Origin of the sequence: Tardiphaga sp. (genome assembly GCF_041424195.1) — a bacterium.
Lineage (GTDB): Bacteria > Pseudomonadota > Alphaproteobacteria > Rhizobiales > Xanthobacteraceae > Tardiphaga.
On sequence record NZ_JBGMOE010000222.1, the window covers coordinates 1 to 14,149 of the forward strand.

At 63.9% G+C, this 14,149-nt stretch carries 12 protein-coding genes, 1 tRNA gene and 2 pseudogenes; 7 read left to right on the forward strand and 8 right to left on the reverse strand.

The genetic code is table 11. The features are described from left to right. The 3 genes and pseudogenes from proA to ACEK02_RS30255 all read right to left on the reverse strand — a co-directional run. Nucleotides 1–509: pseudogene (gene proA, locus ACEK02_RS30245) on the reverse strand (gamma-glutamyl-phosphate reductase); the annotation flags it as partial. Nucleotides 510–589: 80 nt separating this feature from the next. Next, nucleotides 590–1,180 (reverse strand): LysR substrate-binding domain-containing protein, encoded by a 591-nt coding sequence (locus ACEK02_RS30250; protein ID WP_371425148.1) that lies wholly within the window; start codon nucleotides 1,178–1,180, stop codon nucleotides 590–592. Nucleotides 1,181–1,372: 192 nt separating this feature from the next. Beyond that, nucleotides 1,373–1,507 (reverse strand): annotated as a pseudogene (locus ACEK02_RS30255) (LysR family transcriptional regulator); the annotation flags it as partial. Nucleotides 1,508–1,643: 136 nt separating this feature from the next. Here ACEK02_RS30255 and ACEK02_RS30260 point away from each other — a divergent pair. Genes ACEK02_RS30260 through ACEK02_RS30285 form a run of 6 tightly spaced genes read left to right on the forward strand, consistent with a single transcriptional unit; the run spans nucleotide 1,644 to nucleotide 6,213 of the window. After that, the gene (locus ACEK02_RS30260) at nucleotides 1,644–2,657 is read left to right on the forward strand and encodes an ABC transporter substrate-binding protein (protein WP_371425126.1); all 1,014 of its coding nucleotides are present in this window, start codon (nucleotides 1,644–1,646) and stop codon (nucleotides 2,655–2,657) included. After that, on the forward strand, nucleotides 2,657–3,385 hold the full coding sequence (rutB, locus tag ACEK02_RS30265; RefSeq protein ID WP_371425127.1) for a pyrimidine utilization protein B: 729 nt from the start codon (nucleotides 2,657–2,659) through the stop codon (nucleotides 3,383–3,385). The genes ACEK02_RS30260 and rutB overlap by 1 nt, the downstream gene beginning before the upstream one ends. Nucleotides 3,386–3,392: 7 nt before the next feature. Beyond that, a complete protein-coding gene (gene rutC / locus ACEK02_RS30270; protein ID WP_371425128.1) occupies nucleotides 3,393–3,779 on the forward strand; it encodes a pyrimidine utilization protein C in 387 nt (128 codons plus the stop codon). Between the two features lies 1 nt (nucleotide 3,780). Further along, a complete protein-coding gene (locus ACEK02_RS30275) occupies nucleotides 3,781–4,572 on the forward strand; it encodes an ABC transporter permease (RefSeq protein ID WP_371425129.1) in 792 nt (263 codons plus the stop codon). Between the two features lie 31 nt (nucleotides 4,573–4,603). Continuing rightward, nucleotides 4,604–5,404, forward strand: coding sequence for a pyrimidine utilization protein D (gene rutD, locus ACEK02_RS30280; protein WP_371425130.1), 801 nt, complete (start codon nucleotides 4,604–4,606; stop codon nucleotides 5,402–5,404). Nucleotides 5,405–5,409: 5 nt separating this feature from the next. Further along, nucleotides 5,410–6,213 (forward strand): ABC transporter ATP-binding protein, encoded by an 804-nt coding sequence (locus ACEK02_RS30285; RefSeq protein WP_371425131.1) that lies wholly within the window; start codon nucleotides 5,410–5,412, stop codon nucleotides 6,211–6,213. Between the two features lie 25 nt (nucleotides 6,214–6,238). On the opposite strand, the gene ACEK02_RS30290 is transcribed toward ACEK02_RS30285, so the two are convergent. The 5 genes from ACEK02_RS30290 to ACEK02_RS30310 form a co-directional block, all read right to left on the reverse strand. Further along, the gene (locus tag ACEK02_RS30290) at nucleotides 6,239–8,842 is read right to left on the reverse strand and encodes a tetratricopeptide repeat protein (protein ID WP_371425132.1); all 2,604 of its coding nucleotides are present in this window, start codon (nucleotides 8,840–8,842) and stop codon (nucleotides 6,239–6,241) included. Between the two features lie 169 nt (nucleotides 8,843–9,011). Continuing rightward, nucleotides 9,012–9,087 (reverse strand) — tRNA-Thr (locus ACEK02_RS30295). A 153-nt stretch (nucleotides 9,088–9,240) separates the two neighbouring features. Continuing rightward, nucleotides 9,241–10,953 carry a heme biosynthesis protein HemY gene (locus ACEK02_RS30300; protein ID WP_371425133.1) on the reverse strand — a complete coding sequence of 571 codons (1,713 nt, stop codon included), beginning with the start codon at nucleotides 10,951–10,953 and terminating at the stop codon, nucleotides 9,241–9,243. Nucleotides 10,954–10,960: 7 nt separating this feature from the next. Then, nucleotides 10,961–12,124, reverse strand: coding sequence for a COG4223 family protein (locus ACEK02_RS30305; protein ID WP_371425134.1), 1,164 nt, complete (start codon nucleotides 12,122–12,124; stop codon nucleotides 10,961–10,963). 57 nt (nucleotides 12,125–12,181) lie between these two features. Beyond that, nucleotides 12,182–12,928, reverse strand: a complete 747-nt coding sequence (locus ACEK02_RS30310) for a uroporphyrinogen-III synthase (RefSeq protein ID WP_371425135.1) — start codon at nucleotides 12,926–12,928, stop codon at nucleotides 12,182–12,184. 144 nt (nucleotides 12,929–13,072) lie between these two features. Here ACEK02_RS30310 and tsaD point away from each other — a divergent pair, with 144 nt between their 5' ends. Further along, complete coding sequence (gene tsaD / locus ACEK02_RS30315) at nucleotides 13,073–14,146, forward strand: tRNA (adenosine(37)-N6)-threonylcarbamoyltransferase complex transferase subunit TsaD (RefSeq protein ID WP_371425149.1); 1,074 nt, start codon at nucleotides 13,073–13,075, stop codon at nucleotides 14,144–14,146. Nucleotides 14,147–14,149 lie beyond the last annotated feature (3 nt).

The window sequence follows — 14,149 nt, forward strand, 5'->3', positions numbered from 1 at the left end:
GCGCGGCAGGAGCGGAAACTGTCCGAGCCGCCGCGCAGGATCACGGCATTGCCGGACTTCAGGCACAACACGCCGGCATCCGCCGCAACATTCGGACGGCTCTCGAAAATCACTGCGACGACGCCGAGCGGCACGCGCACGCGTTCGATGGTCATGCCATTCGGCCGCTGCCAGCTTTCGGTCACGGCGCCGACGGGATCGGCGATGTCATGAATGACGCGGATGCCATCCGCCATCGCATGCACGCGCGCCTCGGTCAGGGTCAGCCGGTCGATAAAGGCCGATGTGGCGCCATTGGCGCGCACTTCGGCGACATCCTCGGCATTGGCCGCCAGAATCGCCGGCGCGCCGGCGCGGATCGCGCGTTCCATGGCCGCAAGGGCCCGATTCTTCTGCTCCGCCGGGGCCACCGCCAACGCACGCGCAGCCGCACGGGCGCTCCGGGCGAGGTCGTTCATCAGGACAGGCAAATCAGCCGATCCGTCGATGGCTTTCAGCGAGGCGGTCATAAGGGGGCTCAAACTACCAAAATAGGACTGTGCATCCCAAAATAGGGACTCCGGGGAGCAAGGTCAAAGCGTGTTCGCCATCACCCGGCGGCGGTGCGCTCGCGGATCGATTGCGCCACGAGCTGGATGCCGCGGTAAAGCGCCCGGCCGGCCGGCGACAGATCACGCCCGACGCGCCGGATCAGATACAGGTCGCGCTCGATCACCGGATCGAGCAGCCTGCGGAAGGTCAGCACAGGATGGTCCGCCGCGGGCAACGCCAGACCCGGCAACGGCGCCACGCCGACGCCGGCCTCGACCATGGCAAGCAAGGTCGCCGGGTGTTCGGCCTCATGCAGCGGACTGCTGTGGCCGAGTTCCTGCAGGCCGCGTTCCATTTCCAGCCGGATGCCGGTGCCGGTCGCCATCGCGATCATGCCCGCGGCGACGCCGTCTACCCAGTTGACGGCGTCTTGCGACGCCAGCGCGTGATCCCGTCGCATCACCAGCGCAAACCGGTCGGTCACGAGTTTCGTCGCGTCGAGATCGGCATCTTCGCCCGGGACATTGGCGATACCGAGCTCGGCATCGCCGCTGCGCAGCCCGGCAATGATCTGATGCCGTGACACCTCCTTGAGCGTCACGCTGACCATGGGATATTCGCGCTGGAAGTTCGCCAGCACCACCGGCATCAGGCGCAATGCCACCGACGGCACACAAGCCACCGTCACATGGCCGCGGCGATGCTCGCGCAGGTCACGCAAATCCTGAAGCTGATGATCGAGATCCGCGAGCAGGCGCTGGATGCCGGGCAGGAATTCGACACCGACCTTGCTGAGCTGAACGCTGCGCGTCGTCCGGTCCAGCAGCCGGACCTGCAACTCATCCTCAAGCTGGCGAACAGCCTGGCTGAGGGCGGATTGGGAGACGCCAAGTTTCCGCGCGGCCAGGCTGAAACTGCCAGCCTGAACCACCTCGACAAAGGCGCGGAGCTGCCGAAGGTCGATATTCATAAGCATTACAGATAAATATATCTATTTTTCCCGACTTGTTAATGAAATTGACGAGTGCAAGAATTTTATGCGAAATACCGCTGCGGCTAAAAATTATGCAGCGCATCATCTGACATCGGCAATGGCGGCGAGGGACCGAGGCATGATCGACAGGCGCAACCTACTCAAATATTCGCTCATCGGCGCCGCGGCCGCCCCGTTTGCTGGTCTGGGCGGACCGGCCTTTGCCGCCGGCCGCAAGGTGCTGGTGTCGGAAGCCATCCGGCTCGGCATGTATGCCTCGCTCTATGTCGCTGCCGATAAGGGCCTGTTTGCCAAACATGGCCTCGACACGGATCTCTCGACTGCCGGCGGCATCGCCCTGCCGGTGCCGATCCTGCTGTCCGGCCGCGGCCAGATCGGCGTCACCAGCCCTGGCATGTCGGTCAACGCCACGCGCGAAGGCGGCAAGATCAAGAATATCGCCAAGATCGTCGGCGGCGTGTCGATGTGGGGAATGACCCGCCCGGACACCAAGATCACCACCATCGACGATCTGCGCGGCAAGACCATCGCGACGCTGAAATTTCCGTCCTCGACGATCCAGGTCCCAACCTATGCGATGAAGACGGTCGGCAAGTTCGATCCCAAGGAAGCCGGCGTCACCTTCCTGGAATTGCCACCAGGCGCCCAAGCTGCAGCCGTCAAGGATGGCCGCGCCGACATCGCCACCGCATTCGAATGGGACATCAGCATCGGCGCCGAACAGTTCGGCCTCGTTCCCTCGCTGTCATTCGCCGATCTGCTCGGGCCGCTGTGTTTTACCACGGCCATGGCCACCGAAGACGTGATCGCCTCCAATCCGGAGGCGGTGCAGGGTTTCTGTAACGCCATCGCCGAAGCGCAGAAGATGATGCACGAGAACAACGCCGTCTTCACCGAGGTCGCAGCGAAGTACTTCCCGAAAGTCGCGCCCTCGGTGGTCGCAAATGCGACGAAGAATTTCTTCGGCAGCAAGACGGCGATCCCGAAAAACCCGACCATTTCCGCCGAGGAATGGGATCGCGCGATGTTGCTGGAACAGGGCGGCGGCGCGGTCTCAACGACGTTGCCTTATACGCAGATGGTCGACAATCGCTTCGCCGAGAAAGCGACCAAGGAATTCGGACTCGCGTGATGTCGGTCTCCACCAGCTTTCCGCCGGAACGACGCTACGTCACCTTGCCCGCACGTCCCGAACCGTTGCGGCTCGCGGTCGAGGAGACTGCAGTCGTCGTGGTCGACATGCAGAACGCCTACGCGTCACCGAACGGCTATCTCGATCTGGCCGGCTTCGATATTTCCGGCGCCAAGGCAGCGATTGTCGCGATCAAGGACACAGTGGACGTCGCACGCGAGGCTGGCGTCACCGTGATCTACTTCCAGAACGGCTGGGACGCGGACTATGTCGAAGCCGGCGGTCCCGGATCCCCGAACTGGCACAAGTCGAATGCACTCAAGACCATGCGCGCACGCCCGGAATTGCACGGCAGCCTGCTTGCCAAGGGTGGTTGGGATTATGCGCTGGTCGACGACCTCAAACCGCGGCCGGGCGACATCGTTGTGCCCAAGCCGCGCTATAGCGGCTTCTTCAACAGCCAGTTCGACAGCATCCTGCGCGCGCGGGGCATCCGCAATCTGGTGTTCTGCGGCATCGCCACCAATGTCTGCGTTGAGTCGACACTGCGCGACGGCTTCCATCTCGAATATTTCGGCGTGATGCTCGAAGACGCCACGCATCAGGCGGGGCCCGACTACGTCCAGAAAGCTTCCGTCTTCAATATCGAAAACTTTTTCGGCTGGGTGTCGAGCACCGCCGATTTCCGCCGCGCATTTGCGCAGACTGAACCCTCCACCAAAGCCTGAGGATCCCATGACAGATCGCGCGATCATTCCGCCCGGCACTCATCCGCCGCTCGCACCTTACTCGCCCGGCATGATGGCCGATGGCGTGATCTATGTGTCCGGCACGCTGGCCTTCGACAAGAATAACGACGTCGTTCATGTCGGCGATGCGGCAGCGCAGACCCGGCACATCCTCGAGACCATCAAGAGCGTGCTGACCGCAGCCGGCGCGACGATGGCCGACATCACCTTCAACTCCATCTTCGTGACCGACTGGGCCAATTACGGCGCCGTCAACAAGGTCTATGCCGAATACTTCCCCGGCGAGAAGCCGGCCCGCTACTGCATCCAGTGCGGATTGGTGAAGCCGGATTGCCTCGTCGAAATCGCGTCGATCGCGCACAAGCGAGCTTGATGTGACGACCATTGAAGCCACCCCGGCCAATGTCGAGCGGCGGCTGATGCCGCCGGTGTTGCGGATCGCACTCCTGCAAGTGGCACTTCTGGCCGTACTGCTTGCAGCCTGGGAAATTGCGATCAGCTTCAAATGGATCGCGGTCTATCTCTACGGACGGCCCAGCGGAATCTTCGCCAAGGCTTCGATTCTGATCGCCAACGGAGAGCTCCTGCGCGACGCCGCACTGACCGCCTGGGAAGCCATCGCCGGCTTCCTGATCGGCACCATCGCCGGCAGTGCAGTTGGCCTGTTGCTCTGGCTGTTTCCGACCAGCGCAGCGGTGCTGCGCCCCTATCTCATCGCGCTCAACGGCCTGCCGAAGATTGCACTCGCACCCTTGATTATCGTGTGGTTCGGAATCGGCATTTCGTCGAAGATCGCCATCGCCGCCATCATCACCTTCATCGTCGCCGTGATCACTGCACAGCAGGGCGCCAAAGAGGTCGATAGCGACCTGATTAAATTGATGCGCTCGCTCGGCGCCAGCCGCTGGAAGACATGGCGAACCGTCGTCATTCCGGGCGCCATGCCGTGGATCGTGTCCGCCTTCCGTCTCAATGTCGGCTTCGCGCTGATCGGTGCGGTGGTCGGCGAATACATCGCCTCGAAAGAGGGCCTCGGCTACATGATCTACTACGCCGGCGTGCTCTACGATTTGAACGCCGTCTGGGTCGGCATCGCCGCGCTCATGGCTGTGGCGCTGCTGATGTACGGCGCGATCGACCTTCTCGAACGCCGACTGCGCTTCTGACTTTTCATCGCTCGAACCTGCAAGACAAGCCATGCCCTATGCAAGCGGCGGTGACGCCGACATCTTTTACGAAACTCATGGACACGGAACGGCGATCCTCATGTCGGCGGGCATGGGCGGCAGCGGGTCGTTCTGGACGCCGCAGGTCGCAGCGCTCGCGCAGCACCACCAGGTCATTCTCTACGACCATGTCGGCACCGGTCGCAGTGCGAGTAGCAACGCACCACCGCGATCGATCGCCGGCATGGCCGATGACATCGTGCATGTGCTCGACCACGCCGGTGTCAGCAATGCGCATGTGGTGGGCCATGCCATCGGCGGCATCGTCGGAATTGAGCTTGCCCTGCGCGATCCCGCGCGCCTGCGCAGCCTGGTGGTGGTGAACGGCTGGGGCCGCGCCGATCCGTTCCTGCGACGCTGCTTCGAGGTCCGCAAGCAGATCCTGAATCAGTCGGGTCCGAAGGCCTATGTGCGGGCGCAGCCGCTGTTTCTCTATCCACCGCAATGGATTTCAGAAAACGCCGCGCAGCTCGACGCGGAAGAAGAGCGCATCCTCGCGCACTTCCCGGCAGCGGCCACGATGAATGCACGCATCGACATGTTTCTCGCCTTCGACCCCGGCGACGCTCTCGCGACCATTGCAACACCCACACTGCTGGCCTCGTCGCGGGACGACAGCCTGGTGCCGGCCTATCTGACACAACAACTGGCTGCCGCCATTCCCGGCGCACGTGTTCGCGAGGTGGAATGGGGCGCCCATGCCTTCACCGCCGTAACCCCCGATGTTTTCAACAACATGCTGCTCGGCTTCTGCAGCGAGGTGGATGCATGAACGTCATGACGCAAATCGCAACGTCGTCGTCCACGTCCGCTGTACTCAAGGCCGAGCAGGTCGGCGCATCGTTCGGAAGCGGCAAGCAGTTTGTCGAAGCCATCCGCAACGTCAGCTTCGAACTCCGACAGGGCGAAACGCTCGCCATTGTCGGCCCGTCCGGCTGCGGCAAGTCCACATTGTTCAATGTCATTGCCGGTTTGCTGAAGCCGACGCGCGGACATGTGGAGGTCGCAGGCATCCGCGTCGACGATGCCGCAGGACATGTCGGCTACATGCTTCAGAAGGACCTACTGCTGCCGTGGCGTTCCGTCATCGACAATGTGATGCTCGGGCTGGAGGTGCGCGGGGCCCCGCGACAGACCTCGCGCGAGATCGCCATGAAACTGATCCGCGCCTACGGCCTCGCCGGCTTCGAGAACGCCAAGCCCGCAACCTTGTCAGGCGGCATGCGGCAGCGCGTGGCGATCATGCGCACGCTGGCGTTCGATCCGCAGGTCATCCTGCTGGATGAGCCGTTCTCGGCGCTGGACTTCCAGACGCGGTTGCTGCTGCAGGCCGACGTATCACGCATCATCGCCGAAAACGGCAAGAGCGCCATTCTGGTGACCCATGACATCGGCGAAGCCATCGCCATGGCCGACCGGGTTCTGGTGCTCAGCGCACGTCCGGCGACGGTGCGCGCGCTCCACGTCATCGATCTGCCCAAGGCAGGCCGCGATCCCGTAGCACTGCGCACCGACGCTGCCTTCCAGGCCTATTTCGCCGCGATCTGGGCCGATCTGGAAATGCCTGCCACGGCCGCGTGAGGCACCAAGGCTGCGACCTGCCCGGTCATCCGCCCGTCTCGATATGATCGGGCGGTAAACTATCGAGATGGCGGCGGTACATCTGGCCATACAGATCCTCGAGATCGCGGGTGAAGCGGGCGCTGTCGAAGAGCGGACTAGCGAGGCGGTTGGCCGCCAGTTTGGCCTTGATACCATTCAGACGGGCGGAATCGCTGGCCAGCAGCACCGCGAGATCTTCGTAGCTCCGGCGATCGTCGGCAACGAGTTCGGCGAGACCCAAGGCATCTAAAAGGCTGGCAGATACACGACCCGCAAAAGTCTCTCCCTGCTGGGTCAGCACGGGAAGGCCGGCCCAGAGCGCATCGCTGGACGTGGTATGCGCATTGTAGGGAAGTGTGTCCAGAAACAGATCGGCAAGGCTGTGCCGGGCCAGATGATCCGATAGGGGAACGCGCGCAGCGAAGACGAGTCGCCCCGGATCGATGCCACGCACCACGGCCTCGCGCTTCAGGTTCCGCTCGGCTACCGCATTGGGCCGGAGCAACCACAGCACGCTGTTCGGGCTACGCCTCAGAATATTCATCCAGCAATCGAAGACATCGGGCAAAATCTTGTAAATGCTATTAAAGCAGCAGAATACGGTGCCGTCCTCCGGCAGACCGACTGCAGCCCGACTGAGGTGGCGCACACCAATGATCTTCTTCTCGTCATTTGATTGATAGCAATGCGGGAGATAGGCAACCTTCTCCGAATAATATCGGCGGGCGCTTTCGGGAATTACGACCTTGTCAGCCAAGATGTAATCTATCGCATCCAGGCTGAGCGTTCCGGGATAACCGAGATAGCTCACCTGTATCGGCGAGGGCCGGTGAAGGAAAATGCCGGGACGGCTGTCTTCCGTATAGCCCTTCAAATCGACCAGGATGTCGACTTCGGCAGACCTGATGTCCTGCGCCACCTCCGAGTTGGTACGGCCGCGCGCATCGATGACTCGGTCGAAGGGAGCGAGAACGCGTTTCCGCATCGCGGACCGATCGTCTGGACCAAACGAGACTGCTAGAAGTTCAAATCTCGACCGATCATGCTGCTCAAACAGGCCCGCCATCAGTTGCGAGGTCGCATGCTCGTGAAAATCCGCGGATGCATAAGCAAGCCGGATCTTCACATGGTCATAGCGCTCGCCGTTCCAAAACGGTTCGGTCGATGCGCGTGGCAGGCGCTCCGCCCATAGCGACGCGTGCTGCATGTGCAATTCAGCCGACGGCAACAAGCCGAGCGACACGAATGGGGTGGACAGCTCCTTGCCCGCACGAATGGCAGCCTCCAGACCGGCAAGCCGCACCACCACATCGGTCCAGTCGGCAATATGCAATTGCGCATGGAGCCGTTCACCTTCGACATGGAAGACGTCCGGACGCAAGCGATAGGCGGCGTCATAGTCCGACAGCGCATCCTCGAAACGCTTCATCTGTAGGAACATGTTGGCGCGGCTGTCGAACACATCGATATCATCGGGTTTGAGACGCAGCGCCTCGCGGTAGCACTCGAGCGCTTCGTCATAGCGCTTGACGAGACCCAGCACATTCGCCCGGCAAAGCCACGCGCCCGGATGCCTCGGGTCGATCTTTCTTGCCTCGCCATACGCAGCAAGCGCGTCATCGAAGCGCGACAAGGAGGTCAGCAGATTGCCGAGGCTGATCCACATGTCGCTATCGCCGGGCATCAGTGTCAGCGCCGATCGAAACTCCGCTTCCGCGTCAGCATGGCGACCGAGGCGAGACAGCGCGGCCGCGCGGCCGCGACGCACCGCGCCCGTTTCCGGCGCCAGCGTGAGCGCTGAATCGAACGCACGTAACGCCGCGTGGAAATCGCGGCGTCGGTTCATCACATCGCCAAGCGCGACCCACGCATCGACCACACGGCCATCCAGCGACACGGACTTTTCGTAGGATGCCGCCGCTTCCTCGAGGCGATCCAGCGATGCGAGAACATGGCCACGACCGAGCCACGCATGCGCATGGCCAGCATTCAATGCGACCACGCGCTCAAAGGCATCGAGCGCCTCTCCGAAACGCGCCTGTTCGCTGAGAATACAAGCACGGCCGAGAATGCCCAAAATCGAATCCGGCGCGAACTCAAGGTGACGATCATAGGAGGCAAGGGCGTCGTCATAGTGGCCCAGTTGCATCGCGAGATGTCCGCGCCGCAGCCAGGTCTCGGCAGCGCCGGGCTGGATCTCCAGAACCTTATCGAAAGCCGCGAGTGCTTCGGCGAATGCGCCTTCGCTTGTCTTGATCAAGCCAATCTTGTGATGGGCTTCGGCATTCCGCGGATCAATCGCCACGATCGCCCGGCATGCTACAAGGGCATCGGCGTCACGCCCTTCGTGCAGTTCGCAGGTCGACAACATCGTGAGGGCGGCCAGATTGTTCTGGTCCAGGCCGAGAATTGCTCGAGCCGTTGCTGCTGCGTCGGAGAATTTGTCCTGCTCGAGCTGCGCAATCGAGAGATTGTTAAGCGAGGAGAGATGGTCCGGGACCACCTCAAGTGTCGCGCGGAACAGCCGCTCGGCTTCGGCAAAGTTCCTGGCATCGAGTTGATCCAGGGCTGCGAAAAAGAACTGTTTCGCCGTATCCGATTGAGCCATCGCCCCTCAAGCCTTCACGCCCGCCGCGGCGCGGCGACCCAGCCCCTAGGTAGCGTTATCTCGTTAGCTGATAAAGCCGCTTCGATGGAGATCAGGACGAGGGATGCTGCGGGCAACGCGTTGGCCGAGGGAATCGATGGCAGCCGAACGTGTCTGACGAACAACGAAATGGTGCCGCAAACAGGACTCGAACCTGTGACCCCGTCATTACGAATGACGTGCTCTACCAACTGAGCTATTGCGGCGAACCAAGCGGCGATTCGGCTTTTCGGCCGAAAACGCTGGGGCATCTGATATCGCCCGGGGCGTTGCTTTGCAAGAAGCCGAGACGTCTGCGGCGACCGAAAAGCTGAGCGAACACCCGCCCAAACCTGCCATTTCGGCCCGAATGAGAGGTTTCAGCCGCCCCAGCGCCGCAGAAACCCGCGCCAGCCGCCCTGTTGCTGGCCCGCATTCAATTCGGCGAATTCATCGCGATAATCGTCGGCCTCGTCCACGCCGGGATCGTCCGGGGGCCGAACAATGGGGATGACGGCCGGAATGGCCACGGCGGGCTTGGCAGCGCTGGCGATATCGCTGCGGTCACGGAACAGCGGTCGCGGCGCGGGGGCCGGTTTCGGGAGCGGCGGCGCCTCCGCGGGTTCGGACGCGGCATCGGCCACCGGTTCGGGCTGTGCTGGTCCTTCAGGTTCCACCGCGAGATCCTGAGCTGGCGCGGAGGGTGTGACCTCGGCCGGCACGGGCACCACAGGTTTTGGCATCGCGGGCGGCGGGGCCAGGACAGTCTCGCGCAAGATTTCGGTCTCTATGGTCGAGGCCCTGTCCGACGGCAGCGCGGCCAGCGGTGTCTGCCACTGGAACGCATCGATCCGGCCGGTGACCGGGGACACCGGCCGCCAGCGATCGGACACATAGCCGTCCGCGGTCCAGACCGGATCATGCAAAGCCCGCACGGCACGCATGGTCCAGGCGCGGGCGCGACCGCTGTCGCCATGTTCGGTACGTTCGATTTCCGCCATCAGCATCGCGACGCGCTGGGTGGAGTCGGCCGTGAACGGCGCCAGTGCTTCGCGGGCGCGCGTGAATTCGGCGGCATCGATGGCCGCGCGGGCGATCGCCAGCGCGCCTTCGATGTGACCTGGCACTTTCGATGCCAGCGTCTCGACGCGCACCAGCCGCTGCCGCGCGGAATCGCCGAGCTTCACATGGGCATAGGCGTCGGCGAGATCCGGATGCGGCTGCGCCAGCCACGCGGCTTCGATGATCTTCATCGCGCGGCGGATCTGATGCGCCTCGCTCTGGAATCGGCTGGCGAGGACGGCGGCCGGCACCAAGGTCGGCGCCAGCTTGATCGCCTCCATCACACTCTCGCGGGACAGGTCGCGATCCCCGGTTTCCAGTTCCAGCGCACGCGCCGTGAGCAGCACGCCGCGCTGCCGGCGAAATGTCGCGCGATCGATCAGGCCGGAGGCGAAATTGTTGTCGAGGATTTTCAGCGCGCCGGTCCAGTCGCCCTGCGCGCAGCGGAAGCCGAGCACGGCTTGCGACGCCCATGTCGATGCCGGCGACAGTTTCAGCGCTTCTTCGGCGATCGTGACGGCAGCAACGGGATCATCGCTGCGCTGCGCCTCGATGAACAAGCCGCGCAGACCCAGCAGCCGCGTATCGCCACGCTCGGCCATCGCCTGGAAGGCGCGATGCGCACCGGCGCGGTCGCCATCGAGCTGGGCGGACTGGGCTTGCAGCAGCAAAGCGAGCGGATCGTCCGATGTCAGGCGCTTGGCGATGTCGGCATGGCGCCGCGCAGCATGACCATCGCCCTGTCCGATCGCCAGCAGACCATGGGTAATGGCATGACGTCCGCGCGCGTGACGCTTCTCGCGGCGACGGCGGCGCATCCGCTCGGGTGCACGCCACAAACCACGCAGGAGTGACCAGGCCAGAATCGCGGCGACCATGAGGAGGCCGAGGACCAGCAGGAACACCGGCAACGACGGCGAGGCGCGCCAGACGCCCCAGGACAGCACGACATCGCCGGGCTGGTCGGCCATCCAGGCCGCGCCCGCAGCCGCGAGTGCGATCAAGACGAGGAACAGAATGATACGGAACATCGGATTCCTATGGCGCCGGTTTGGAGAGCGCCGCCACCGCGTCGGCTGCGAATTGACGTGAAGCCGCGAGCGCCGCATCGCGGGTATCGACCCTATCGAGCCAGGGCTGAACCGCCGCGCGATCGGCGGGCGAGAGTGTGAGCAGCTCACGCCTGGCCGCAGCGATGTCACCGCTGCGTGCAGCCGTGGCCGCGCGCGAGACCGCACCGGTGTTGTCGCCTGCACCGGCGGCATCGGTGCGCTCGAGGCGGATCAGCTTTGCGGCGCCAGCCTGCAGACGATCCATGAAACCTGCGCCTGCGGCAGGTGCTTCGGCCGGTGCCGGTGCCAGCTTCGGCAATAATGCGAGTAGTTCACGGCTGAGCCCGGCCGCGTTCGGCACGCCCGTCGTTGCAAACGCATCGAGCGGTTTCAGCTGATCGGCAATGCTTGCAAGCGGTTTGACGGCTGCAAGCGCCGCAGCATAGGGCTCGCCCTGGCGCACCGATGTGTCGAGCAGCGAAGCCGCAACGACACGGCGCAAGGCGGCGTCATCGACGGGTTTGGCCTTCTGTTGCGCGGCCGACGACTTCAACTCGCTGGCAGCACGTTCGATCTGCCCGAGCCGCTCATTGATCGGCCCGAGATCGACCACGCCGGCTGCCGTGATTGGCGCGGATTTGAGTTGATTGACATCGGCGACAACATGATCCGATTGCGTCTTCGCAGCAGCAAGATCGCCGCGCAAGGCGCCGATGGATTTCTCGAGCGCCCCGACCCGCGTGGCCAGCCCCGTATCCGGCGCAGCGATCGGGCGCGCTTCGATCTGGGCGATGCGAGAGGCCAGTGCATCCACATCCGCTTTATCGCTCGATGCAGCACCACTCAGCCCGAACCAGGCAATACCAGCGACAAGCGCACCAGCGACGGCACCCACAGTGGCTGGAACCAGAACAGGCGCGCGCGCAGGCGCCGCTGACACCGGGTCGTTAGCCGCAGCCTCCGCGGCGGGCTCGGACGGCGGCATGTCCGACGGCGCGGTATCGACGGATTCCGATGCTGCTTCCGGTGACGCAGGCTCCGCTGCAACCGGGCGTTCGGTGACCCCGGCAGCCGTCAATTCGATGGTCGGCGGTGGCCGCTTGGGCCGGCCGGCATCCGGAGACGATCCTGCATCGCTATCGTCGGCCATGGCGTCGGGTCCCCTCGTGACATGCCTGATCCCTATCGGGATTTGGTCACAGCAGTCTTAACGCGATAATGGCGCGATGGCACGATCCAGCGCCGCGAACAGGGCATTTTCGTCCGGGGTCTGCGCCACCACGACCTGGGTGGCTCCGGCATCATGGGCAATCATGCCGACGGCGGCCGACAGGCAATAATGTGGAACTGCGAGGGCAGCGATTTCAACGCCCGAAAGACCCGCCGCCCGGAAGAATGCCCGGGCGCTCCGCCGAGAGTAATGCAGCACGGCCTCAATTCTGCCGGCCACAAAGGCCGCGGCAACATCATCCGGCAGATCGGCCACCGGCATCATCCGGTAGGTGGTTTGTGTCACCACGGTGAAACCGCGCGCACCGAGTTCGCCGGCAAGGTCCCGCGCCAGATCGGCGCCCGCCAGATAGAGGAGCGGTCGGGTCTTGTTCAGCAATTTGCTCCTGCTGATCTCGGTCAGCAGTTCGCGGAGTGCTGCGGCATCGCCATCGGCCGACAGGACCCTGGCAAAGCCGAGATCGCGCGCCGCCTGCGCGGTCTTTTCGCCGACCGTGAACAGCGGCAGATGCAGCAGGGCTGCCTGCACCGGCTGATCAGCCAGCGCGCGCAGCGCATTGGCCGACGTCACGATCACGGCCCCGAAATCCGCGTCCGCATCGATGGACAGCATCACCTTTTCGAAGCGGAGCATCGGCGCCGCCAGAACCTCGACGCCCCGCGCCCGCAAGGCGGCGGCGGTGCTGGTATTGTCCGGCTGCGGGCGCGTGACGAGAATAGCCATATCTAAGGTCCGGTTTCGGGGGTCTCGCAGGCCGCACAGCCATCGAGTGATTGCACCTTGCAACCCCGCAATGCTACGCCGGGGACAGGAAAAGCCCGGATTTAGCTGATTTAGCAAGGACCGATAGTGACCACCGACCAACCGATGCTGGTGCTGGGAATCGAGACGACCTGCGATGAAACCGCAGCCGCCGTCATCGAACGCCAGCCTGACGGCAGCGGCAAGATCCTGTCCAATATCGTCCATTCGCAAACCGACGATCACGCGCCCTATGGCGGCGTAGTGCCGGAGATCGCCGCGCGCGCCCATATCGACCTGCTCGACGGGATTGTCAGCCGCGCGATGAAGGACGCCGACGTCAATTTCGCGCAATTGAGCGGCGTGGCCGCCGCCGCCGGCCCCGGCCTGATCGGCGGGGTGATCGTGGGGCTCACCACCGCCAAAGCCATCGCCATGGTGCATGACACGCCGCTGGTGGCCGTGAACCATCTCGAAGCCCATGCGCTGACGCCGCGGCTGACCACTTCCTTGGCGTTTCCATATTGCCTGTTTCTCGTGTCCGGCGGCCATACCCAGATCGTCGCGGTGCTCGGCGTCGGCCACTATGTCCGGCTCGGCACCACCGTCGATGACGCCATGGGCGAGGCTTTCGACAAAGTGGCAAAAATGCTCGGCCTGCCCTATCCCGGCGGCCCGCAGGTGGAACGCGCCGCATCCGGCGGCGATCCCAAACGCTTCGCGTTTCCGCGGCCGATGCTCGGCCGGCCCGACGCGAATTTCTCGCTCTCCGGTCTCAAGACCGCGGTGCGTAACGAGGCCAGCCGTCTCATTCCGCTGGAAGAACAGGACATCGCGGATCTCTGCGCCAGCTTCCAGGCCGCCGCCTTGGAATCGACGGCAGATCGATTAAGCGTTGGCCTCAAACTGTTCGAGGACCAATTCGGCCCGCCACATGCGCTCGTCGCAGCCGGCGGTGTCGCCTCCAACCAGGCGATCCGCGGCGCGCTACAGGCGGTCGCCGCAAAGGCGCAGACCACGCTGATCATCCCGCCGCCGGCACTGTGCACCGACAACGGCGCGATGATCGCCTGGGCCGGTGCAGAGCGTCTTGCCCTGGGACTCACCGACACGATGGAAGCACCGCCCCGCGCGCGCTGGTTGCTCGACGCTGACGCCAAGGCACCTGCGGGCCATTCCAAATCCCGCGCCGCTTACTGACGG